The sequence below is a fragment of the Mucilaginibacter ginsenosidivorax genome (assembly GCF_007971525.1).
In the GTDB taxonomy this organism is placed as follows: domain Bacteria; phylum Bacteroidota; class Bacteroidia; order Sphingobacteriales; family Sphingobacteriaceae; genus Mucilaginibacter; species Mucilaginibacter ginsenosidivorax.
The window spans coordinates 6,566,511-6,592,065 of record NZ_CP042437.1; the positions used below are offsets into that span (position 1 = coordinate 6,566,511).

At 42.9% G+C, this 25,555-nt stretch carries 13 protein-coding genes; 9 read left to right on the top strand and 4 right to left on the bottom strand.

Annotated elements, in window-relative coordinates; all coding sequences use genetic code 11:
• Window positions 1-24: 24 nt before the first annotated feature.
• From FSB76_RS32570 to FSB76_RS27325, 3 genes are all read right to left on the bottom strand, one after another.
• Complete coding sequence (locus tag FSB76_RS32570) at window positions 25-1,977, bottom strand: glycoside hydrolase family 97 protein (protein ID WP_225976329.1); 1,953 nt, start codon at window positions 1,975-1,977, stop codon at window positions 25-27.
• Between the two features lie 8 nt (window positions 1,978-1,985).
• Window positions 1,986-3,626: an alpha-L-fucosidase gene (locus tag FSB76_RS27320; RefSeq protein WP_147059119.1), complete on the bottom strand. Its 1,641-nt coding sequence runs from the start codon at window positions 3,624-3,626 to the stop codon at window positions 1,986-1,988.
• A 453-nt stretch (window positions 3,627-4,079) separates the two neighbouring features.
• Window positions 4,080-4,967 carry a helix-turn-helix domain-containing protein gene (locus FSB76_RS27325; protein ID WP_147059121.1) on the bottom strand — a complete coding sequence of 296 codons (888 nt, stop codon included), beginning with the start codon at window positions 4,965-4,967 and terminating at the stop codon, window positions 4,080-4,082.
• A gap of 652 nt (window positions 4,968-5,619) precedes the next feature.
• On the opposite strand from FSB76_RS27325, the gene FSB76_RS27330 reads away from it, so the two are divergent.
• The 6 genes from FSB76_RS27330 to FSB76_RS27355 all read left to right on the top strand — a co-directional run bounded on the left by FSB76_RS27330 (window position 5,620) and on the right by FSB76_RS27355 (window position 13,865).
• Entirely contained in the window at window positions 5,620-6,348 is a 729-nt protein-coding gene (locus FSB76_RS27330) for an acetylxylan esterase (protein ID WP_147059123.1), read from the top strand.
• 51 nt (window positions 6,349-6,399) lie between these two features.
• Window positions 6,400-7,848 (top strand): family 43 glycosylhydrolase, encoded by a 1,449-nt coding sequence (locus FSB76_RS27335; RefSeq protein ID WP_147059125.1) that lies wholly within the window; start codon window positions 6,400-6,402, stop codon window positions 7,846-7,848.
• Window positions 7,849-8,042: 194 nt separating this feature from the next.
• A complete protein-coding gene (locus FSB76_RS27340) occupies window positions 8,043-9,140 on the top strand; it encodes an alpha/beta hydrolase-fold protein (RefSeq protein WP_225976330.1) in 1,098 nt (365 codons plus the stop codon).
• A 99-nt stretch (window positions 9,141-9,239) separates the two neighbouring features.
• Window positions 9,240-10,817, top strand: coding sequence for a glycoside hydrolase family 43 protein (locus FSB76_RS27345; RefSeq protein ID WP_147059129.1), 1,578 nt, complete (start codon window positions 9,240-9,242; stop codon window positions 10,815-10,817).
• Between the two features lie 496 nt (window positions 10,818-11,313).
• Window positions 11,314-12,459, top strand: a complete 1,146-nt coding sequence (locus tag FSB76_RS27350) for an alpha/beta hydrolase-fold protein (RefSeq protein WP_147059131.1) — start codon at window positions 11,314-11,316, stop codon at window positions 12,457-12,459.
• 65 nt (window positions 12,460-12,524) lie between these two features.
• Window positions 12,525-13,865, top strand: coding sequence for a family 43 glycosylhydrolase (locus tag FSB76_RS27355; protein ID WP_147059134.1), 1,341 nt, complete (start codon window positions 12,525-12,527; stop codon window positions 13,863-13,865).
• Window positions 13,866-14,070: 205 nt separating this feature from the next.
• Here FSB76_RS27355 and FSB76_RS27360 read toward each other — a convergent pair whose 3' ends face one another.
• Window positions 14,071-18,141, bottom strand: a complete 4,071-nt coding sequence (locus FSB76_RS27360; RefSeq protein ID WP_158642996.1) for a hybrid sensor histidine kinase/response regulator transcription factor — start codon at window positions 18,139-18,141, stop codon at window positions 14,071-14,073.
• A gap of 782 nt (window positions 18,142-18,923) precedes the next feature.
• On the opposite strand from FSB76_RS27360, the gene xyl3A reads away from it, so the two are divergent.
• The 3 genes from xyl3A (at window position 18,924) to FSB76_RS27375 (ending at window position 25,529) form a co-directional block, all read left to right on the top strand.
• A complete protein-coding gene (gene xyl3A / locus FSB76_RS27365; protein ID WP_147059138.1) occupies window positions 18,924-21,518 on the top strand; it encodes a xylan 1,4-beta-xylosidase in 2,595 nt (864 codons plus the stop codon).
• Between the two features lie 79 nt (window positions 21,519-21,597).
• Complete coding sequence (locus FSB76_RS27370; RefSeq protein WP_147059140.1) at window positions 21,598-23,532, top strand: glycoside hydrolase family 97 protein; 1,935 nt, start codon at window positions 21,598-21,600, stop codon at window positions 23,530-23,532.
• 41 nt (window positions 23,533-23,573) lie between these two features.
• On the top strand, window positions 23,574-25,529 hold the full coding sequence (locus FSB76_RS27375; RefSeq protein ID WP_147059142.1) for a family 43 glycosylhydrolase: 1,956 nt from the start codon (window positions 23,574-23,576) through the stop codon (window positions 25,527-25,529).
• Window positions 25,530-25,555 lie beyond the last annotated feature (26 nt).

A 25,555-nucleotide genomic window follows, 5' to 3' on the forward strand; every position in this document is an offset into this window, starting at 1 on the left:
TGATATAATATTTTCTTTTACTTCTTACTCGTTGACAGTAATCTTCGCTACCCATCCGCCGGAAGTATCCAAATGGATATTAATAGCGGAGCTTGCCGAAACAGCTGTTTTTGACCTGGTTAAACTTTGAGGAGAGGATAATACATCAGCCCATGACGACAATGTATATTTACCTGGTGATAAAAAATCCAGTTTCAATTGCAAGGTGCGTTCAGCGTCGTTAGTCATTGCGCCAACATACCAGTCTTTCCCACTTCTTTTGGCAATTATGATGTATTCGCCCGGATACCCGCCCAGCACCCGGGTATCATCCCAAACGGTAGGCATATCGTTTAAAAAATCGGCTCCCGGCTTGCCTAAAATATGTTCAGGCGCATCGCAGTAAACCATAAACGGACTTTCGTAAATCACAAACTTTGCCAGTTCGGCACAGCGGCTGTTCATTACCTGGGTAGGGCTGCCTTCCTTGAACTCACCCTTTTTCACGTTTAAAAATCCGCCGGGGGTGTAATCCATCTGTCCGGCCAGCATGCGGGTAAATGGTAAGGTGGTGTTATGCCCGGCAGTTATCCTGGTTGAAAATTTGGAATATTCTTCGCCCAAAACCCCTTCCCGTGTTATCATGTTAGGATAGGTGCGTATAATGCCATCCGGTTTAAAGGCGCCATGAAAATCAACCATTAAATGATATTTTGCGGCGGTTTCAATAATACGGCGGTACCAGTTTACCATTTGCTGGTCGTCACGATCCATAAAATCAATTTTAACCCCGGCAATACCCCATTGCTGGTAAATTGGAAAGGCTTTTTCAAAATTATCATTCCGGTTAACATCCGAGCTGTATAACCAAAGCCAGCATTTAACCTTTTTGGCTTTAGCATAGGCTAAAATCTCCGCCATATTCAACTGCGGTGCCGGTTTGGTAATATCAGCCTCGGGCTTGTTAAATGCGCCATACCATTGCCAGTCGATAAGCATATAAGGCCAATGCTGGGCCGAGGCCAGATCGATGTATTTTTTAATGGTAGGCATATCCATTTTTACATCGCCGCTCCACCAGTTATCCCAGGCGCTCATACCAGGCTTAATCCAGCTGGCATCTTTTATTGCACAGGGAGGGTTAAGGTTCTGGATCAGTTCCGATTCAATTAATTTTCCCGGCGAGCCGGCCAGCATCACTACACGCCAGGGCGTGAGCAAATTATTGGTGAACCGGGCCTTAACCCCGTTCTCACTTTCGCCGGGCAAAGGCGATAATTTGGTAACCAAATTCACCTTATCGGTTGCGCCGGTATCTGTTTTAAGCGATCCTATATAAAAACCGGGATAGTTGTCGATATTGGCTTCGGTGATAGCCGCATAGTGCTGCTTATCTAATTCAACCAGGAGGGGTAAGCCGGCAATTGTTTTTGCAGTAATGTGGTTAAGGGTTCGCGGCCAAAACTCGGTTTCCTGCGAGGAAGTATAGCTTCCATAATCGGCCACCCAGGCCTTTGCTCCCGCAGGTAAATTAAAGCCGGTAAGTTCCCTCACTATCTGCCGGTCGCCAATTTTATCAGCCCCGAATAACTGGTAACGGAATGCAACGCCATCATCATAAACCCTGAAAAATACATTCATCCGGCGCATCTGCCCCGATTTTTCAGCCAGCGACAGTACCAATTCATTATAATGGTCAGTTATACGCTGGTGCTTTGTTTTTACTACTGGCATCCATGTTTGGCTAATGGAATGCTCCACATGGCTTATTATGCTCATATCGGTGCCCATAGCCGGTTCATCTTTAAACTCGAAACCAAGCGATGAAGGATGCACTATTGTTAAGCCGTTACTGGTAACAGTGTATTGCAACCCGGTGTTGTTGTTTATCTCTACAACAGTTTTTTTATCCGGCGATACCAGCTTAAAGGTTTGCGAAAAAGAAGGGGCTGCCAGTGAAATAACAGCTCCCAAAACAAAATAAAATTTAAGATTCATAATATGGATTAAACAGCGCCCTCAATTTTTAAAACGAACGCATCTTTACCGGGAGCTTGCTCAGGCAATTTTACCTTGAGACCGGCTTCAGTTTGCTCAAAAGTCAAATTACCGTTTCCAAGTAAGCTTACTTTACTTACCTTACCCGCCTGGTTACCTGCTAACTTTTTAATCAAGGCTTCGTTGCCCGCAGGCCAACCCAACATGGTGGCATAAAGGCTTTTATCCTTTACAGTAAATCTGATATCTTCGGCCACAAAGGGTTTTCCCTTACCCTCGTTAAAGCCTTGTGCATTGATTGGTGCTGCCGATTCAATTGCGGGGCCTTCGCCAAATACTTTCCAGGGACGGGTGCCGTAAATCGCCTCGCCGTTAACCTGCATCCATGCTCCTATGTTTTCAACTATAGAGCGCTCTTCATTGTCAATGGTACCATCGCCACGTACAGGAATGTTCAGCAGCAGGTTGCCGTTTTTGCTTACGATATCAACCAGGGTATGTACTACTGTTTTGGCGCTTTTGTACCCTTTGTAATCAAATATGCGGCGGTCATAGTGCCATCCGCCTATACAGGTATCTGTTTGCCATGGCAACGGTTCTATCACGTTGCTTTGCCCGCGCTCTATATCCCAAATCATGCAGTTACGCTGTTGTTTGTCTAATACTTTACCAAATAGCGCTGCCTGCAGTTTACCATGTTTTTTAATACTGGTGTTGTACATGTGCGCGGCAATTTTTAAACCCACATCGCTTACCGGCCAAAGCGGTAAGGCCGTATCATCAAAATAAATCAGTTCGGGGCCATATTTATCTATAAGTTCAATGGTACGGTTTAAAAACTTATCGCAGTAGGCTTTATCAGGTACGCTTGTCCCATTACCCCAATCCCAGAATTTGCCCGGATCGTTATCCCAGCTATACTTGCTTAGCGGGTGGTTTTGTGCATATAATTCCTGCGGATCATAACCATTCCACCATTTACCAGCGCCATCCGCTTTGGTAAGCTTGCCATCGTAAGGAATACCTGCGTATGGGCCGCTTTTATCAGCGCGTTGTGCAACTTCGTACCAGGTCCATGGGTGCGATGCGTGTACTGTTACGCCAAAAGGGAGGTTATGTTCTTTGGCAGCTTTGGCCCAACCGCCAATCAGGTCTTTTTTAGGGCCAAGTTTGGTAGAGTTCCAGCTTTGGTATTTGCTGTCGTAAAGGTCAAAATTATCATGGTGATTGGCCAATGCCATAAAATATTTGGCGCCGGCACGTTTATATAACCCCACCAATTCGCTGGGATCCCAGTTCTCGGCTTTCCACTCATTAATTACGTCCTTAAATCCAAATTTTGAAGGATGACCGTACTTTTGAATATGATATTTGTATTGATCGCTGCCTTCCTGGTACATCCCGCGGGCGTACCAGTCGCCGCGTTCGGGCTGGCATTGTGGGCCCCAATGCGCCCACATGCCAAACTTGGCGTCGCGAAACCATTCCGGAACCTGGTATTGAGCTAATGAATCCCAATTGGGTTTAAAAGGGCCGGAGGCAATGCCGGCATTTGAATTTGATTGCAACAAACTGCTGCCAAAAACCCTTGACAGATACAAGGATGAGAATCCTGTGGCTATGCCTTTTATTAATGTTCTTCTTTTCATAATTATGTTTGGTGGTCGGAAAAAACAGTACACCGTTCAGCCTTACGGATGAATATCCGGGACTTTAAATAGGTTTCTGCAAGTGGTTATCTACAACTGGTTAGTCAACAAATCACGTTATTTTATCAATAATTGGTAATCACCCAAATTTCTTTGAAATAATGACTAAATAATTGACCTAATAGGACTTTTTTTTATACAAAACCGACTTTTTTGTATGAGGGGAAAAGTAAATTTGCGGAAATAATCGACGTTGTTACAACAAAAATCAAATTTTAATTTTTGTTGTAACTTATTTATTTAGTGTTTGTTACAATTGGAATGATGCTGCCGGATTATACATGCAATTGCATGTTGATAGTTTATGGGCTGGTACTTATAGACAAATAGGTAATGGTTATTTCAGACTTTAGTGCAGGTAATGTTTCCCCTGCAATAACGATATGTTACTGATCAATGATTGAAACCAACCTGGTACATTTGTTTTTTATATTCACTGGGCGACATACCGGTGATTTTTTTGAAGGTTTTAGAAAAATAAGAAAGGTTATCAAATCCTGTTCGGGTACAGATTTCGGAATAAGACATCCGGCTTGTTGCCATCAGGTATTGAGCGCGTTCAACGCGTTTTTCATTGATATAATTTAACGGCCTGGTTCCGGTGTGCTGTTTAAATTGCCTTGAAAAATAATCAACATTTTGATTTGCCCGGGATGCGAGCAGGTTAACCGATAAGTCCATGTGTAAATTAACAAGGATATAATTCAGGGTTTCTGCAATTTTTAGCGGGATAGGTTTATGTTCTGGATATTTGAACAATTGGGGGTCCAGGAATTTTGCGGTCAGCATCATCAGGATACCTTGGGTTTCCAGGTATGTTGAAGTGTTTTGTTGATTGTTAAGCTCCTGGTATTCCTTGTAATAAATGTCTTTTTCATAAACCCTGGGGTTGTCAGACCGGTTAATTCCTCTTCCCGGGTTAATTTTTAGCAACCGGTTAAAAAGGGCAATATCCATTTCGGTAGCTTTTGTTTTCAGTACGGCCCGGTTGTTGGCAAAAAGTGAACTTCCATCTATCGAATCCTCAAAAAACTGGACAAAAAACTGACCCAGGTAATCACTGCACGCTAAATTACATAAAGTGAAACTTGGAATAATGTACAGATAACCTGATTCAAGCTTCAATGAACTGCTTGCATCTGATATTTCACCTTCGCCGTCATCTATATAATAAATACGGTAATAAGGACTAATCACATTCCTGTAATTCCATTTACAGTTAAGCCTCACATAATCGATGTTGAGGAGCGAGAAAGTGTGTTTTAAATTTCTTTTGATCATCTGAACAACAAATATGCAAATTGCTTTAATATACAAGGGTGTTTATGAATACTTTAAGTATAATAAAGTCGGTTTTTTACAAAAATGTTTATTTTAATTAAATTTTCAGACGATGGTTTACTGTATCGGCCGCGAATAAATGGTTTATTTTATACCCCCCTAATATTTTAAGCTTAATAGGATATAAATATCCTTAAGCGTTATTATCATGTTATTCCTTGTCTTTTTGTATTGCGCGAAGCTTTGATGGCTACAGGTTTAAATGTTTTGCAAAGAATTTTTCCGGTAGGCATGATTTCTTTTGTTATACATGCAATGATTTCAGGTAGATGCTCAAACAAATGATGGCAAAATCCTTCCTAAACCAGCATTCTATGCAACATTATTGACAAAAGTTGACTTTTATTGCCGAATAGTGTGATGATGTCCTTTTCTGAAGGTATAGTTTTGAGCCAATAATTTATAAGCCATTTTTAAAAATTGTAGAAACATTTTAATGCTAACTCTAAGTATCATCTATGATACGTGAGGGTACCAGGCGGTACATGTTACATGCAAACAATTTGCATGTAATTCATCGACAGTCCGAAAGCTTATTTGTATTTCGACAATTTATTAATTACCAAAATTGATTTAAGCTAAAGCATATGTCATGAATATTAAACACAGTACATTATTGTTGGTTGCGGTTTTTGTAATTTTTGCCGGATTAAGGTTACAGGCACAGCGCCCCCCTGGTAAGATAGATAGTATAACCGAAAATGATACCGTACGAAGTATCGCGCCATTCTTTACCCCGGCTACCGCATCAAAAAAAGCCCCGAACGCCGAAGGATTTATTCAGCGCTGGTTACTATTAGAGCCCATTAACAAATCAATACGCAGTAATCTTGTTTTCACCGTTAACTACATGAAAACGCAATTTGAAACCGATTATTTCCCAAACCAGTTTACGGTTATTCCCCGGAATGGAGAAAAAGTTAAAGTCGGCGAACAGGAATTATTATGGCATGCATTGGAAAGCCCCAATTTCAACATTAAATTATTCCGGCTTGCCTATGGGTTAAGGAAACAGACCTATGCCGTACTGTTTTGGGCCGTAACTATAGTAAACAGCCCGCGGGAGATAAAGAATGTAAGATTGGCGGTTGGGTCAAACGGAGGATCAATGTGGTGGCTAAATGGAACAGAGGCGGTAATACTTGATGGGGACAGGCGCATGGTAATGGATGATTGCGTTTCGCTCCGGCTGACACTAAACAAAGGGAAAAATATCATACGCGGAGCAGTAATCAATGGTCCCGGACTCAGTGATTTTTGTGTGCGGCTGCTGGACGAAAAAGGTGCGCCGATAAAAGATGTATCTATCACGCTGCAATAAATTAACTGATCATCGCATTTAACACCGAATTTGTAAAGCAATTGAGTTATTATGAAATCACTAGTAAAGGTATTAAGTACTATAGCCCTGTTCTCATTATTATTAACCCCACAGGCCAATGCACAAGTTGGTAAACCATTTATACACGACCCTTCCACCATTGCAGAGTGTGATGGAAAGTACTACACATTCGGAACATTTGGAGGCGGATTAATATCCGAAGATGGCTGGACATGGAATGGCGGCGGGGTAAGGCCTGGCGGGGGGGCCGCTCCTGATGTATTAAAAATTGGTGACCGCTACCTTATTGTTTATGGCGCCACCGGCGGCGGCCTGGCGGGCGGTCATAACGGAACAATATTAACCATGTGGAATAAGTCGCTTGATCCAAAATCACCGGATTTTAAATACTCGGAACCTGTTAAAGTTGCCTCGTCTGATGGTATTGAAGATTGTGACGCTATAGATCCGGGGCTTCTGCTTGACCCAACCGATGGACGGTTATGGTTATCCTACGGCACCTATTTTGGATACATACGCCTTGTGGAGCTTGACCCTAAAACGGGTAAGCGTGTTGAAGGTAATAAAGCATTAAATATAGCTATTGATTGCGAGGCCACAGACCTGTTATACCGGGATGGGTGGTACTATTTGCTTGGAACACACGGCACATGCTGCGATGGCCCAAACTCAACTTATAATATTGTTGTTGGCCGCTCCAGGAAAGTAACAGGGCCATATCTTGATAATATGGGAAGGGATATGTTGAAAGGCGGTGGCAAAATGGTAGTGGCAGCCGGCGACAGGCTGATTGGGCCAGGACATTTTGGACGTATTATAGTTGGCGATGGCGTTGAAAAAATGTCTTGCCACTATGAGGCAGATCTGGATCAAAGTGGCCGTAGCGTATTAGGTATCCGTCCGTTACTATGGAAAAACGGATGGCCGGTGGGAGGTGATAACTTTAAAGAAGGAACTTACGAGATTGAATCTGAGCGCAGGGGATATGCCCTTGAATTAGGGGTTGATTTTACGAGAATGCCCGGAGGCATGCGATTTAACCGCAATAATGATGAACCTGTGAAACCGGTACCATCCCAGGAGTTGGCAGATGTAGTTAAAGGCTGGCCAGCCGGCAACATTGGTGTGCGGATAAGTGATTATATGTTTCGCCCACATCAAAAATGGGCAATTTCGCCAGTCGCTGGCGCTGGGGGATACCTGGGCGGACCATATTATAAAATAGTAATTGCCGGAACAGACCGTGCTTTGGCAGCAACAGCCGAAGCTGAGCTTGTGACCGTGCCGGCGTTTACCGGAGCGCCGGAGCAATTATGGCGAATTGACCAGCTGACGGATGGAACATATAGGATTATGCCAAAGGTGATTCCGAACTCGGGGGAAAAGCTGGCTTTAGTTTCATCTGGCGACAGCACGCCCACACTCGTCAAATTTGATATGAATAGTGATAATTCCAAGTGGAATTTCAGGACTCACTGATGTCATGTCAATGATAAAATGACGGGTAGTCTTTAGTCCAAAGTCTTAAGTTCTAAGCCAAAAAAGAAAAATTCAACTTTAGACTTAGTACTGTTGGCTAAATACTATTTTGTTGAAAGGCGATCTGGAAATACAACGAACTTGAAATGTAAATGATCAACGATATGAATTCAAAATGTTTAGTTATAATGTTAATGGCCACATTGGCCGGTAGCATTTGTAAAGCTCAAACCGGCACAGGCGAGATCAAAGAAGATTTCCGGTCTTCAAGCCTTAACCAGCCTGGCCAGGAATATCCCCAGGTTAATTCGCAAGGTTATGCACGTTTTCGTATAAAAGCAACAAAGTCCGACAGTATACGGGTTACCTTAGGCCTGGGCGGAAGAGGCGGGACTAAACTGGTGAAAGGTACCGACGGATATTTTTCGGGCACAACGGAAGGGTCAATGGATGAGGGTTTCCATTACTACCACTTAATAGTTGACGGAGGCATTTTTAATGACCCGGGCACATTAAATTATTACGGTTCTACCCGTTGGGAAAGCGGTATAGAAATACCTGCTCATGACCAGGACTTTTATGCCTTAAAGGATGTACCTCACGGTAATGTGCAGCAAATACTTTTTCCTTCAAAAAGTACAAATACGCAGCGAAGGGCCTTCGTTTATACGCCTCCGGGATACGACAAGGAAAGATCGAAGAAATACCCGGTGTTGTATTTGCAGCATGGCTGGGGCGAAGATGAGACTGCATGGAGCAACCAGGGCCATGCCAACCTGATCATGGATAACCTGATTGCCGAAGGCAAAATAAAACCTTTTATTATAGTGATGACCTATGGCATGACCAACGATATTAAAATGAAACCTGGTGGCTTAAGGGATTTTAAGATAGATGCTTTTGAAGCAGTGTTAACAGATGAATTGGTACCTTATGTGGATGCCAATTTCCGTACAGTTGCCGATAGGGCACACCGCGCCATGGCAGGGTTATCAATGGGCGGCATGGAAACGCATTTAATAACACTTGCCAAGCCCGATGAATTTGCCTATTACGGTCTTTTAAGCGGTGGGATTTATACACCTGCTGAATTAAAAGATAAACCTAAGGCTAAACTTATTTTTATAAGTTGCGGCAGCAAGGAAAATCCTGCTGGCGTAAATAATGCTGCGGCTGCATTAAAAGAAGCAGGCTACAATGCTGTATCTTTTATTTCAGAGAATACTGCCCATGAGTTTCTAACCTGGCGCCGCAGCCTGAAAGAACTTGCGCCGCTGCTGTTTAAAGACTGAGCTGCCTTGTTGTGTTAATATATTAAGTGCGCTTAATTGTGAATAAAGCAATTAAGCGTGTTTTTTTGCTATTTATGCATATTACACCATAAACCAACCATGAGCAAAATTTTCAATAACTATTTTCTGGGATTCGCTTTTTTTTTATTGGCTACCTCCGCGGCTTTGGCACAAACGGCTCATAATCCGATTATCTCCGCGGACGTACCTGATATTTCAATAATCAGGGTAGGTAATACTTATTACATGAGCAGTACTACTATGCATATGAGCCCCGGAGTGCCGATCATGAAATCTACAGATTTGGTTAACTGGAAACTTGTTAGCTATGCATATGATATTTTGGATGATACTGATGACCTAAATCTAAACAATGGCAAGAGTAGCTATGGGCGAGGTTCGTGGGCAAGCAGTCTGCGTTATCACAATGGCGTTTACTATGTATCTACTTTTGCGGGCAATACCGGCAAAACTTATATTTATACAACGCATAATATTGAAAAAGGCCCGTGGAAGGCTATATCCTTTAAACCAAGCCTGCATGACCACTCCTTGTTTTTTGACGATGATGGCAAAGCTTATATGATTTATGGAAGCGGGCGCATCATGTTGGCGCAATTGAAGGATGACCTGTCGGGCTTAAAACCCGACACAAAGCCACAGGTGTTAATAGAGAACGCCAGCCTGGCTGCCGGACCGAATTTAGGATTGCCGGCAGAAGGCTCGCAGATGTTCAAAATCAACGGGAAATATTACCTGTTCAATATTTCGTGGCCACGTGGCGGAATGCGAAGTGTTCTTATTCACCGGGCAGATAAAATTACCGGCCCATATGAAGGCCGCCTGGCATTACAGGACAAAGGCGTAGCCCAGGGTGGTTTGGTAAATACACCAAACGACCGGTGGTTTGCCTACCTTTTCCGCGATTTTGGTTCAGTAGGCCGGGTGCCTTACCTGGTGCCGGTAAAATGGGAAGATGGCTGGCCTGTATTGGGCATAAATCATCAGGCGCCCGATACTGTAGCGTTACCGGCAAACAAACCGTTAATGCCGGGAATCATCTCATCTGATGAGTTTAACCGCAGGCGCGGCGAACGCAATTTACCCCTGGTTTGGCAATGGAACCATAACCCAGATAATCAATTATGGTCGCTAAGTCAGCGTAAGGGATACCTCAGGTTAACTACAGGGAGGCTTGATACTACTTTAATTACGGCGAGAAATACGCTTACACAGCGCACATTTGGCCCTGAATGCTCGGCCATTACAGCTATTGATGTATCCGGCCTTAAAGATGGTGATTGCGCCGGGCTTGCGTTGTTACAGCAAAAATTTGGATGGGTGGGTGTAAAGGTTAAAAACGGGAATAAGTTTATCGTTATGGTAAATGCGCAGGGTGGTTCGCCGGCAGAGTTGGCAAGTATTCCGTTAGCCCAAAACAGGGTGTATTTAAAGGCCGCGTGTGATTTTAAGGATAAGGCCGACAAAGCCTATTTTTATTATAGCATCGACGGAAATAATTGGGTGTCAATTGGCAACACGCTTCAAATGGCGTATACTATTCCTCATTTTATGGGTTACCGGTTTGGCCTTTTTAACTACGCCACAAAAGTTACGGGCGGCTATGCCGACTTTGATTATTTTCGGTTAAGCGATAAAATCGCGGCTCTGCAATAACCTGGTGATTACCGGTATCGGATAATTTCTTTTGCTTTCACTTAAAGCAGGAATACACGTTAAATAAAGCAAACCATCATTGTAAGTCTCGGTATAAACAACAGTGTTACAATTACATTAATCAGTGTTATGCCGAAATTGGCAATCACTCTACATTGCAGCACTGTTCTATTAATGAAACAAACTTAAAGTCAGGATACAGTCAGGATACAGATGTTATGTCAAGTATGAATTTAAAATAGTATTGCAGCAGCAACCTTAAGTATTGTATCGTGAAAACTCAAAAAAATGCATAAAAAACATGGTTAACACATGTTAACCATGTTTTTTATATAATATATTGATTATGAGTTGTTTGTGTATAAATAAACTAAAATTATGTTAACCTTTGTTAACCATGTTTGCTTAATCACCAGCCACCTGAATAGTATGTTTCGCAATTAATTTATGAATAACATAACACTGATATCCTCTTAATAAGATAAGAATAAAAACGATGAAAAACCTGATAACCCTTTTTTTCCTTTTGTTACTTTCATGCCTAAAAGCCAACTCCCAGGACAACAAAGCGCCGGGTATAGGCTTTTCTGGAGGTGTACCTGCTACTACAAATATCAGAGGTGCACAGTACCCGCTTATTTTGCCCAACCATCATGTAATGTTTCGGTTAAAGGCCCCTGATGCCCAAAAGGTACAGATAGAGTTGGGGAAAAAATACGATCTCGTGAAGGGGGATGATGGCTTTTGGAGTATTACTACCGATTCAATAGGCGAAGGATTTCATTATTATTCGCTTTTGATAGATGGCATAGCGACAGCCGATCCTGCAAGCGAAAGTTTCTATGGCATGGGCCGAATGGCCAGCGGTATAGAAATTCCTTTTGCCAAAGGGGACTATTATGCAGAAAAAGATGTGCCGCACGGTGATATCAGGATAAAAAGATATTATTCAACAGTTACCAAATCCTGGCGACAGGTTTATATCTATACCCCGCCCGGTTATGACGCCAACATAAGCGAAAAATACCCGGTTCTTTACATTTTGCATGGTGGCGGCGAAGATGAACGCGGCTGGGCTACCCAGGGAAAAACGAATATGATTATGGATAATCTTATTGCAGAGCGGAGGGCCAGGCCAATGTTGGTTGTAATGCCCGATGCCAATTTGGGCGCAGCCGCATTTGGCGAAGATGGGTTGAAGACATTTGAGACAGAAATGAAGCAATGCATTATTCCCTTTATCGAAAAAAACTACCGGATTAAAAACTCCGGCGAATACCGTGCACTGGCAGGCTTATCAATGGGGGGGCTTAATACGCTCTATACGGGCATATATAATACCAATTCCTTTTCATACCTGGGCGTGTTCAGTTCCGGTTGGATTTCGCCTATGCAAAATAATATTGCCAACACACAATATGAATATATGAAGCAAAACACTTCAAAGATCAACAGTAACCTGAAGTTATTTTGGATATCAGAAGGTGGCAAAGAGGATATAGCCTATAAAAATGGTCAAATAATGCTGGCCAAACTGGATGAACTGAACATACATCATATTTATTACGAATATCCCGGAGGCCATACATGGCCGGTATGGAGGAATAACCTTTACAACTTTGCCCCGCTTTTATTTAAATAATAATGCTAATGTTTAATGGGCGATAAATGAAATCGATTAACAAAAAAGATAACAAACTATAAATAATGAAGGATTTTAAAAAATGCGCGGCGCTAATGGTATCTATCTTATGGTTCAATTGTTTAATGGCACAAAACCCCCTTATACAAAACCAGTTTACTGCCGATCCTTCGGTACGTGTTTTTAATAACATGATATACCTTTACCCTTCACATGACATTCCCGCTACGCCGGGGCATGGCCGGGCTGGCTGGTTTTGTATGCAGGATTATCATGTGTTCTCGTCATCTAACCTAACCGATTGGGTGGATCACGGCGTAATTGTAAGCCAAAATAAAGTGCCCTGGGCCGACTCGGCGGCATATAGTATGTGGGCTCCTGATTGTATTGAGCGGGCAGGAAAATATTATTTTTATTTCCCGGCCCCAGCCAAATCCGGTGGTCCTAAAGGGTTTTCGGTAGGTGTTGCAGTAGCCGATAAACCCTACGGTCCATTTGTTCCGCAACCGTTGCCCATAGCCGGAATTCATGGTATCGACCCCAATGTGCAAATTGACAAGGACGGGCAGGGGTATATTTACTGGGCGCAGGGAAACCTTTACGGCGCTAAACTTAAAGCTAATATGCTTGAACTGGCATCAGAGCCGGTAAAACTTGAAGGCTTCCCTGATAAGGGATTAAAGGAAGGGCCTTATTTATTTGAACGAAAAGGTATTTATTACATGACCTATCCGCATGTGGCCGATAAAACAGAACGGCTTGAATATGCCATGTCTGACAATCCCCTGGGGCCCTTTAAATATGCCGGGGTACTTATGGACGAATCAGCTTCGGGTTGCTGGACAAACCATCAATCTGTTATCGAATTTAAAAATCAATGGTACCTGTTTTATCACAATGACGACTTATCGCCAGCCTTTGATAAAAACCGGGCTGTACGGGCCGATAGCTTATTTTTTAATGAGGACGGCACTATCCGAAAGGTCATCCCTACATTACGTGGCATTGGCGTAACCGCGTCATCAAAAAAAATACAGATAGATAGGTATAGCGCCAAAAGCGAGGATGGAGTAGGGGTGGAGTTTATAGATACGCTAAACAAATTCAAAGGGTGGAAAACGATTTTCAATAAAACTAATTCATGGATAAAATATAACAGTGTGCTTTTTGGCAAACAAACAGCAGGGTACGTTAGCGTAAACGCCTGGTCGGCAACCGGCGGAACGTTATTAATTAGCACAGAAGATAATCTGCGCAAGGTTATAGCAAGAGTTGCCATACCAAAAGGTAACAATTGGAGCGTTGTTAAAAAAGCTTTAATATCGATGCCTACAGGCATGAAAAATATTATTGTGCAAACAGAAGGCAGCGGCCGTGTAGAAGTTGACTGGATAAGCTTCAATTGAATACTACTTACCGAAAGTTTCGTGATAAACCTACCAGCGTGTAAACATATTGAGATAAATATGTTTACACGCTGTGTTGTTAGAAATCAACCTATGTCCGAAAATCTGCAAGCTGTTCTCGCTTTTATGCAATTTCGTTCAAAAAGGAGCCGCGTGGATTTTACGGGCATAGGCTGATGATTTCAATAATAAACAGGATTCTGTTCTACACCAACACGCTGTTATTTTCTGCCTTCCTGTAATCGGATGGCAACATGTTAAACTTTTCCTTAAATGACCGGGAGAAATAATGCGGTGTCGCAAAACCTGCCTCGTAGGCTATTTGAGTAACTGTAAGATCGCTTTTTAGAAGCAATATAGCGGCACGGTCAAGCTTGTAAGAGCGGATAAATTCAACGGGCGGAAGGCCGGTGAGTTCAAATATCTTGGTGTAAAGTGCTCCCCGGCTCATTGCCAAATGTTCGCTAAGGTCCACAACAGAAAATTTCGGATTGTTTAAGTTGTTATCTATGTAATTGATCACCTTGTTTAAAAACTTCTCCCTGCCCGATTCAACCTCTATATCGGGGTGAATGACCGTCAATTGCTTTTTATAGGTGTTTTTCAGCATGGTATTGAGCTGCAACAGATTTTTAATTTTGATATTTAAAATCTCAAAATTAAAGGGTTTGGTCAGGTAATCATTTGCCCCCGATTCAAGCCCTCTCAATTGCTCGTCTTCGCGCGTGCAGGCAGTAAGCATTATAAACGGAATGTGGCTGGTACGCTTATCGGCTTTTATCTTCCTGCTCAGCGTAATACCATTCATAAATGGCATGGTAATATCGCTAATGATCAAATCAGGATGGCATGATAGCGCCTTATCCCAACCCTCTATACCATTTGAAGCTTCAACAATTTTATATTGCGCCATTAAATGGTCTTTAATGTAAAAGCGAAACTCATCGTTGTCTTCTACAATAAGCAGTAATGGCATGTCTGTAATTGCCTGGGCAATATTCCTTTTTGTACGGGGCTCCTTTTCCCTAATATCTGTTTTACCAGGAAGTTGAACCGGCATCGACCGGTCGGCAAAAACTTCAAGAGGGATCATCACGCTAAAGTCTGAACCTCTTCCTAATTCACTTTCAACAGTAATGGTGCCACCGTGCATTTCAACAAACTCTTTAGTAATTGACAAACCGATTCCGCTTCCCGGATTTACGTTCGTGGTGTTGATTTCTGCTGCCTGGTAAAACCGTTTAAATATCAAGTGTTTTCTTTCAGGGTCGATACCGATTCCTGTGTCACTTATTTTAAATTCCAAAGTAGTTTTATCAATGTGCGGCGTAGGGTGCTGAATAACATCAACAGAAACGGCCCCACCGGGTGGTGTAAATTTAAATGCGTTGGAGAGCAGGTTAAATAAAATGCGCTCTACCTTATCGTGATCAAATCGAACGAACAACTTTTGCGGGGGAGACTTGAAATTAAAAGTGATGCTTCGCGATTCTGACAGATCATGAAAAGAATCTACAACATCGCTTACAAATGAAAATATTTCACCTTCGGTCAGGTTAAGTTTTAATTCTTGTTCTTCTAACTTGCGGAAATCTAAAAGCTGGTTAACCAAATTCAACAGGCGTCGCGCGTTGCGCCGTATCACGGCCAGTTGACCTATGGTTTGTTCATCCTTATGTTCTGCCAATAACTTATCTGCCGGTGCCATGATAAGCGAAATTGGTGTGCGAAACTCGTGGCTCAGGTTAGTAAGAAATTTAATTTTAAGTGCATCAAGTTCATGTAATCGTTCTGCTTCTCTTCTTTCCTGTTCCAGCGCCAGTTTTCCTTTTAATTTCTTTATCCCCCTATGGCGGATGAGCAGTAACGAGCCCAAAGCCATCAGTGCATATAATAAATAAGCATACCAGGTCATCCATATTGGCGGATGAATTATAATACGTATTTGGGCACCCGTGTTATTCCATATCCCATCGTTATTACAGGCCCGCACAACAAACAGGTATTCACCAGGATCTAAATTGGTGTAATACGCTGTTGTAGCCGAACCTACATAGTTCCAGCTTTTATTGAACGATTTAAGTATGTAGGCATACCTGTTCTGCTGGGGAAGCGTGTAATTAATGGCAGAATAACTGATTGAAAAGTTTTGCTTATAATCCAGGTCAATTTGGCTTGCAACCGAAATGTCTTGTTTAAGCGGCGAGTGGCTGCCGGATAATACAACGTTATTATTAATTTTAAGGGTGGTTAAAAATACCGGCGGAGTATTGTCGTTAAGTTTTACGTCCTGCTGCGGATCAATATAATTAAAGCCCTTGGCCCCGCCAAAGAAAAGCAGGCCCTTAGTTGTACGCAGTCCCGACCCGTCGATAAATGCGTCATTTTGTAAGCCATTATAGGTGGAGTAATGAGTGAACTTTTTAGATGCCGCGTTAAGCCTGCATATTCCTTTATCAGTACTTAACCATATGTTGCCGCTATAGTCCTCCAGTAGTTTATGTACTACGCCATCTGGCAATTCGTTTGGGGCGGAGTAATTAACAAATTTTTTATGGTCGAGATTAAAGCAAAACAGCCCATCGCCGGCAGTGCCAATCCACATGTTGCCCTTATGGTCCTGCAACAGCGAAAATGTACGATCAATAGCCATGCCGGTAATCTTATTATTGTACACCCGGAACTTTTGAGTTGCTGGATTTAACACTGCTATTCCACTGCCATAGGTGCCAATCCAAATGTTGCCGTCGCGGTCCTCTTCAATAGCTCTGATATAACCATTTACAGGCAAATTACGTTCGCCGGAAGTGGCGGGAGTTGACGTGTATTTAAAAAAGGTTTTTGTACCAGGGTCAAATACATTAACGCCGCCGCCGTTGGTCCCTATCCATACCCGGCCCTTACTGTCTTCCTTTAAACAAAAAATTTCGTTGTGGTTTATGTGTATATTATCATTTCCTGCATTTAACTGTTGGTACGTCCCTGTTTTTGTATTATAAATAAACAAACCATCCTGAAACGTGCCTATCCAAAGTTGCTGATTGCGGTCAAGCATCATGGTTAATATAGGAAGCCCAGCCGAGTTGCTGCTTGTTTTTGATTTTATAGCAATATGGCTAAACAAGCCACTCTTGACATGAAAAAGATTTAAGCCCCCGCCATCTGTGCCAACAAATAGGTCCCCGTCCTTATTCTCGGCAAATGACGAAACAAATGGCGCGCTTAACCCGGCAGGATCATAGGCATTATTTTGCTTGGAATTAAATAAAGTTAGGTTTTTGTCATACTTATCCACACCACCCTGGTAAGTGCCAAGCCAGTAAATTCCATCGGGGTCCTTATAAATGCAACGGATGGATTTACTGCTTACACTGAATTTATCCCTATCATCATGGTTGTAGCGTTTTACCCTTCCGGTTACCGGATCTAAAATATCCAAACCGCCTTCGGTACCTACCCAAATTTTATTGCCATCAGCAGCCATGCTATATATAAGGTTGCCGCTAAGGGTACTATCGTCATTAGGGCTGTATTTGAAATTTGTAAAGGTTTTTAAATCTGCTGATAATGTACTTAATCCATCGTCGGTCCCTATCCATAATTTATGCTGAAATTCGGCTATGGTATTTATCGCATCACCCGGTATACCCGAGTGGTCGTTTTTTTTGTGCATAAAGGCAATGAAGCTGTTTGATGGTTCATTATAAAGATAGAGTCCTTTACCTGTCCCTATCCACATCCGGCGCTGGCTATCCCGGAAAATGGATAATATAACACCCGAATGTAACTGTCCGGGTTTTTGCTCATCGGTTTTATAAAATACCTCCTTTTTTGTTTTAGGGTCAAGTACGCACAGTCCTCCTAATATACCAATCCAAAGGCGGCCATGTGTATCACCGTAGATAGATTTGATGTAGCTGTTTGCAAGATGTCCGTGGGCAGTATTCTCGTCATAGTTTCGGAACTGATCTTGAGAACGGTCAAGGTAATATAGCCCGCCGCCCATGGTGCCTACCCAAAACTGCCCCGCCTCATCCTCGTACATACTTGTAACTTCCCTGGAGCGAAAGCCCGATTTGTCTGCCGGATCAAAACGATACGACTTATGCTCCAAGCCATCAAATCTGTCAAGCCCATCCGCTGTTGCAAACCACAAAAAACCATAGCGATCCTTAATGATTGCATTAATCGTATTTGACAGCAAGCCATCGTGAGATGTAAGTACTGTAAATCGTAAAGACTGTCCATGGGATTGAAAAGTGATATGGATTGACACTGTGAATACAATTAAGAATAATCGTGTAATCGCAGTTCGCTTAAATGGTAATAAGGAGTTTAACATTCCATTGCTGTTTAAAAAATTTGTACAGCATCGCGCTTTAAATGAGCATGATGTACAAATAATTTCATTTTTTAAATAGGTGGTTTATAAAGGTGCAACATCAAACAAGTGTTTGGTGAAAATCACACAACGTAAATATAAACTATAAATTAATAAAAAACAATCGATTGCATAAATAAAAAATAACCACTCTTAACCTGAATCGCCTGCGCAATATTTAACATGCATATTTCAAATTGTGTTGCAAAAAATAGCCGATTCCCGACGCTTAATTTATCGCAGATACAGGCGGCTGACTATTCTGATAATCTTTCAGTAGCAAAGTGTCTTTGGGTGCAAATACGGGTGTTAAGAAATTAAATGTTAAAATTTTGCTATTACGTACCTGATTAAAGTACCAATGTGGCAAAAGGCCACTTATTTCAACGAAAGTGTTGATTTATTCAACATTTGTGGCACATCAAGTTCTGTTTTCAAAATACTTTTGGACGGAGTTGATTGGACAATTGTTGGTTTTGCCAACGTTCCGTTTTTTTAATTCATAACACTAAATTATTGACGATCGCGGATAAAGTAATACCCGTTTGCCAGGTAAACCACTAATTTGTGAATTAACAATAATAGCATCACCGCTATAGCGCTATAGATAATTTGTTGCGGTTAAGTCGCCTTTTAAAGTTACGCTATAGATTAAAATACCAATTGTAATAAACAATATGAACCTGAAAAAACATTTACTTACTTCTGTACTTATGGTGTGCGCATTATATGTCTCTGCGCAAATACTGCCCTACCAAAACGCTAATTTACCGTCGGCGGCGAGAGCAAAGGACCTGGTATCAAGATTAACACTCAAAGAAAAGGTGACCCTGATGAAGGACGTTTCGGAACCTATTCCGAGATTGGGTATCAAAAAATTTAATTGGTGGAGCGAGGCCTTGCATGGCTACGCTAACCAGGGGCCGGTTTCGGTTTTTCCTGAACCTGTAGGTATGGCTGCTTCGTTTGATGATCAGCTTGTTTTTCATGTATTTGATGCTGTATCTGATGAAGCCCGGGCAAAAAATAATGAATATAAAAAGCAAGGAGAAAGCCAGCGTTTTCATGATCTGTCTGTCTGGACACCTAATGTGAATATTTTTCGCGACCCACGCTGGGGCCGCGGACAAGAAACATACGGCGAAGACCCGTATCTTACCTCTTGCATGGGTATCCAGGTTGTGCGTGGCTTGCAAGGCCCCGCAAATGCCAAGTATCGTAAATTGCTGGCTTGTGCCAAGCATTTTGCCGTGCACTCCGGACCAGAGTCGACCCGTCATCAGGCTAATATTACCGATGTTGAACCGCGCGATCTTTGGGAAACCTATCTTCCCGCTTTTAAAGCGTTAGTGCAACAATCAGATGTAAGGGAAGTTATGTGTGCATACCAGCGTTTGGATGATGAACCCTGCTGCGGCAATAGTCGTTTGTTAGGTCAAATTTTACGTAACGACTGGGGCTTTAAATACCTTGTAGTTTCTGACTGTGGCGCCATAACTGATTTTTACAACGGTCATCATTCGTCATCAGATGCAAGCCATGCTTCGGCGAAAGCGGTTCTTTCGGGTACCGATGTGGAATGTGTAGGGTATGCATTTGATAAAATACCGGATGCCGTAGCGCACGGCTTAATTAAAGAGAAAGATATAAACACAAGTGTCATTCGCTTAATGACCCAGCGCTTTGAGCTTGGGGAGATGGACAAAGACGAACTTGTACCCTGGACTAAAATTCCAATTTCGGTTGTTAACTCCCAGGCACACCACAAGCTTGCCCTACAAATGGGCCGCGAAACTATGACCCTTTTGCAAAACAAGAATGACATTTTGCCGCTAAGCAAAACCCTGCAAAAAATTGCGGTGGTAGGCCCCAATGCCGATAACACACAAATGCTTTGGGGTAACTATAATGGAACGCCTCTTAATACCATAAATATTTTAGACGGTATTAAGGGTAAATTAAATGCCGGGCAGGTTATTTACGATCAGGCCTGTGATTTGACTGAAGATAAAATTACCTTAAACGCCTTCAATCAATGCACAATTGACGGAAAGCAAGGTATACGTGCTACGTATTGGAATAACCGGAACTTTGAGGCCCCTGTGGTAATTACCGATCAAATAACCAGCCCAATTGCATTTACAACATTAGGCGCCCACCAGTTTGCACAAGGGGTTAATATCGAAGATTTTTCGGCCAGGTATGAAACGATATATAAACCGACAGTTAGCGACGACATTGTGTTCAAACTGGAAGGCACAGGTTCTGCCGAGCTCTTTATTGATGGAAAATCGGTTTTGCGGACTGGTAGCTGGAGGTCGATACCCAGACGTTACCAATTACATGTTAACGCCGATACCGAGTACAAAATAGAAGTGCGGTACAAACAATTAAATAACTGGGCGGCCAGTTTGGGTTTTACATTCGGCAAGGAAGTTCCGGCAACCTTTGATAAATTAGTTGACAAGGTAAAAGATGCAGATGTAGTTGTTTTTGTGGGTGGCATATCACCGCGTTTAGAGGGAGAGGAAATGCCTATCTCATTACCTGGGTTTAAAGGCGGCGACCGTACTGATATTGAATTGCCCGCCGTGCAACGCAATTGCATAAGCGCGTTGAAAAAAGCGGGTAAAAAAGTCGTGTTTGTAAATTGCTCGGGTTCAGCAATTGCCATGGTTCCTGAAACGGAAAACTGCGATGCTATTTTGCAGGCATGGTATAGCGGCGAGGCTGGCGGACAAGCTGTTGCTGATGTGCTTTTCGGCGACTATAATCCGGCAGGCCATTTACCGGTTACCTTTTATAAAAATATGCAGCAACTTCCCGATTTTAATGAGTATTCAATGAAGGGGCGCACCTATCGTTATATGACATCAGAGCCCTTGTTTCCATTTGGGTTTGGCTTAACCTACACTACTTTTAATGTAGGCACCGCTACAGCAAGTAAAACAAGGATAGTGAACACCGAAGGCATACAATTAACGGTTCCGGTTGCAAATACAGGAAAACGTGATGGCACAGAAGTACTGCAGGTATATGTTCGGAAATTGAATGATCCTGATTCACCGGTGAAAACGTTGCGGGCTTTTAAAAGAATACCACTATCATCCGGGGCGAAACAAGTTGTTAAGTTAGACCTTCCGGCAAAAACCTTTGAGTTTTTCGACCCCACAGATGCAGTTGTTAAGGTAACTCCCGGCGAGTATGAATTACTGTACGGTGAAAGTTCGGATAACAAAGACCTGAAAACCATTAAGATCAAAATCATATAAACGGATGCATAATTAAGGGCGCTGTCTGCTTGTCATAGATGTGCAAAGCAGCAGCAGCCTAATCAGAATATAACTTCACATGAAACAAATTTTATCATTGTCTTTTTTTACCTGCGTCTGTTTATTTACACTAAGCCAACGTCTTTTAGCCCAACAACAGGTTCTTTCTTCTCCTGATCATAATATTTCGGTTCAGCTAAGTTCTCCGGGCGATCCAAATGCTCTTTGGTCCTTCAAGGTTCAATATAAAGACAACACTACCGTTTTTCCGGCTATTGGTCTTGGGCTGCTAAGACAAGATGCAGATTTTGCGCATAACTTAAAGCTGAGGGGTGTCGGAAAAACTCAGCCGGTTCATGAGCAATATGTTGCCCTGCACGGAAAAAAATCAGTTTGTACCAATGACGGCAATGAGGTAACCGTACAGTTTATAACTGTTGATAAAAAGGAAATGGACGTTATTCTCCGGGTTTATAATAATGGTATTGCATTTCGTTACACCTTTCCCGAAAAAAAAGCCGGGCAATACAAAATGCTAAATGAATTAACTACCTACCATATAGCCGACAGCTCGAAACGCTGGATGCAGAGCTTTGTGCGAAGCTACGAAGGGTTTTATCCCGAGCAGGACAATGCTTTTAAAGCCGGCGAATGGGGGTACCCCGCACTATTTAACCCGCCAGGCGCAACGGAATGCTGGGCACTGATTACAGAAGCAAACCTTGACCGTAACTATTGCGCAACTAAACTTACTAATACAGCTGCAAACGCCTCCGAATATAAATTGACTTTCCCTTCTGCGGGAGATGGCAATAGTACCGGCGATGTCAATCCTGTTTTTTCATTGCCATGGCAGTCGCCATGGCGCGTGGTAATCATTGGTCAGCTTAAAGATGTTGTGCAGTCGACTTTGGTTGAGGATGTAAGCGAGCCCCAGATTGCCGGGAATTTTAACTGGGTGCAACCGGGTATCAGCTCATGGGTATATTGGGCTTATAACCACGGTACTAAAGACTACCAACGTTTATGTCAATACACAGACCTTGCGGCCCGTATGGGTTGGAAATATACTTTATTTGATTGGGAATGGGATCAGATGTCAAACGGTGGTGACGTTGAAAAGGCCGTTCAGTATGCCCTGGCAAAGGGCGTGAAACCTTTAATATGGTACAATTCGGGCGGCAACCATAACACCGTACCGGCAACACCAAAAGACCGGTTAATTACGAAGGAAAGCCGCGCTAAAGAATTTGAGTGGCTAAGCAAAATTGGCATATACGGCATCAAGGTAGACTTTTTTGAAAGCGACAAGCAAAACATCATCAACTATTACATCGATTTGATGGAGGACGCTGCTAAGTATAAATTGATGATCTACTTCCACGGAGCCACCGTACCGCGTGGCTGGTCTCGCACTTATCCAAATTTAATGACGATAGAGGGGGTAGCCGGTGCCGAGCAATATAATAACGGACCAGTAATGACAGCCGAAGGCGCCAGGCACAATGCAACATTACCATTTACCCGCAATATTATAGGGCCAATGGATTACACCCCGGTTGCATTTACTAATTCGCAACATGCCCACACTACCACATTTGCACACGAGCTGGCGCTTTCGGTGTTGTTCGAATCAGGAATACAGCATTTTGCCGATCGCCCGTCGGGTTTTGAGAACTTGCCGCCAACTGAAAAAATGTTTCTTTCCCGGGTGCCCGCATCTTGGGATGACACACGCTTTATTTCGGGATATCCAGGCAAATCAACAATAATTGCAAGACAGAAAGGTAAGCAATGGTTTATTGGCGGGATAAACGGACAAAACCGGGGCGGCCAGACGGCCATTGATTTTAGCTTTTTACCAACAGGTAAAAAATATAGGCTTACCTTAATAAATGACGGGGATAACGATATGGCTTTCCATGAACAATATATGGCTGTGGAAAGCACAGATAAAATACAGGTAAGCTGGCTTCCCCGCGGCGGTTTTGCCGGATATATAGAAGAATTTTAAACGAATAAGTGAAATTACTGAAAAGCTATCATCTAAATATTATGAATCAATTCACCCGGCTTACGGGCCTTATAATCATATTCACGCTCGGCGTTTTGTCTGCAAATGGCCAGGGAAAAATGCCGGATTCCTCCTTGTTTTACCAGGCAGTTAACACCTATGTGAACCCTGTGTTACCAGGCGACCACCCGGACCCCACCTTACTTAAAGTGGGAGATGATTTTTATCACTGCGGGTCTTCCTTTCATTTTAACCCTTACCTGCCCATTTATCACTCAAAAGATCTTATTCATTGGGAGGTAATAAGCAGGGTGCTGCCATCATCAAAAGCGGCCTGGGTTACCGACCGGCCTTCCGCTGGTATCTGGCAGGGTGCTATAACCTATTTTTACGGCTCTTACTGGATCTATTTTTCGGCAGGAGGGCAGTGGTTTTGCAAGGCAAGTTCGCCTAAAGGGCCATGGTCTGCTCCTGTACAAGTAAAGTCTAACCCCGAAACAGGTAACCTTGGTTACGACAATTCCATTTTTGTGGATGATGACGGAAAACCTTACATGGTAATAAAAAACGGTCAAAAAGTTAATCGTTTGCAAGCCTTGGGTAAGGATGGGCAATTGACAGACCATGTGATAAATCTCGACTGGGTAAACGCCAGGCTACAGTATAGCTGGGCAGAAGGCCCGGTAATGTGTAAACGTAATGGCTTTTATTATTACTTTCCTGCCGGTGATGTTACGGGCGGACAATATGTTTTAAGAGGAAAAACGTTGACCGGCGATTCGACAAAATGGGAAAGGCTGGGTGATTTTTTTAAACCGGTTACCGATGATAAGGTGGGTTTCCGTCGTCCTAACCACATTTCAGCTCCCATTCAATTAGCCGATGGAACCTGGTGGACTATCGGGCAAAGCTATGAGAAGTACGATGGTGACGACTGGTCTGGCACCGGGCGCCAAACCTCTCTTTACCCCGTAACCTGGGAGGGCGACAGGCCATGGGGTATGGCGCCGGCCACTACACCTATCCTGAAACCGAACCTGCCATGGTCGGGCATTTCATGGACAAGTGTAAAGACAGATTATTTTGACGGCGGCGAATTGAGTCTTAACTGGCATTTCCTCACCAAAAAAGCCTCAGCCACTTATTCACTTACAGCCCGTAGGGGATGGATAAGGCTTATGCCCGATTCTGCCCGTACCCATCTTGTTCAAAAAGAAACAGACCACTACTATTCCGTTGTTACAAAGGTTGACCTGCGTGCAACTAATGACGCTACCAAGGCTGGCATTTATCTTACTAACGGTAACCAGGCCGTAGTGGTGAGGCTATACAGCGGTTACAACAACGGTAGTAAAATTGTTTTCACCATGGATACCGCGAATAGGAGCGCGCCTAACACCTTCGGAAACGTGGTTTGGCTGAAACTGGAAAGAAACGGCCACGAACTAACCGGATATTATAGCGGCGACGGAAAAGCCTGGGTTTCCCTTGGCAGGCCAATTAACGCAGTTAAACTTGATAAAGCCCAGCCAAACTTTAATTCATGGGTAGGTACAAGTGTTGGGTTATTTGCCGAAGGAAAACCAGCGGATTTTGATTGTTTTATTTGTAAAGACGGATCCTCCTCATTGCCCGCAGCAAGCTATCGCAATTACTATGGAATAGCAACAGTTAACAATGGGACATCGGTAACCAATACATCTTTATATGGCGGATGGTTCATGATATCCGGTGTGGAAATGGGAAGGCAGCCAGCATCTTCCGTCGAGGTAGTTGCTTCGTCCAAAGGGAAGGGTACGCTTCAAATATGGCTTGATGATCTTAAGAATGGTAAATTGATAGCCACAATACCGCTAAGCGCTACAGCCGGCGGTAATTATAAAACATTCAGCAAACAACTTAAAAATGTTGCCGGGCAACATGACGTTTTTGTTCGGTACCCTGCAGGCGTTCCGCAAAGCATCTTTATTAAAAGCATAAGGTTTCCTGGCAAATAGGATAACTTTTTTATTAACCATATAAA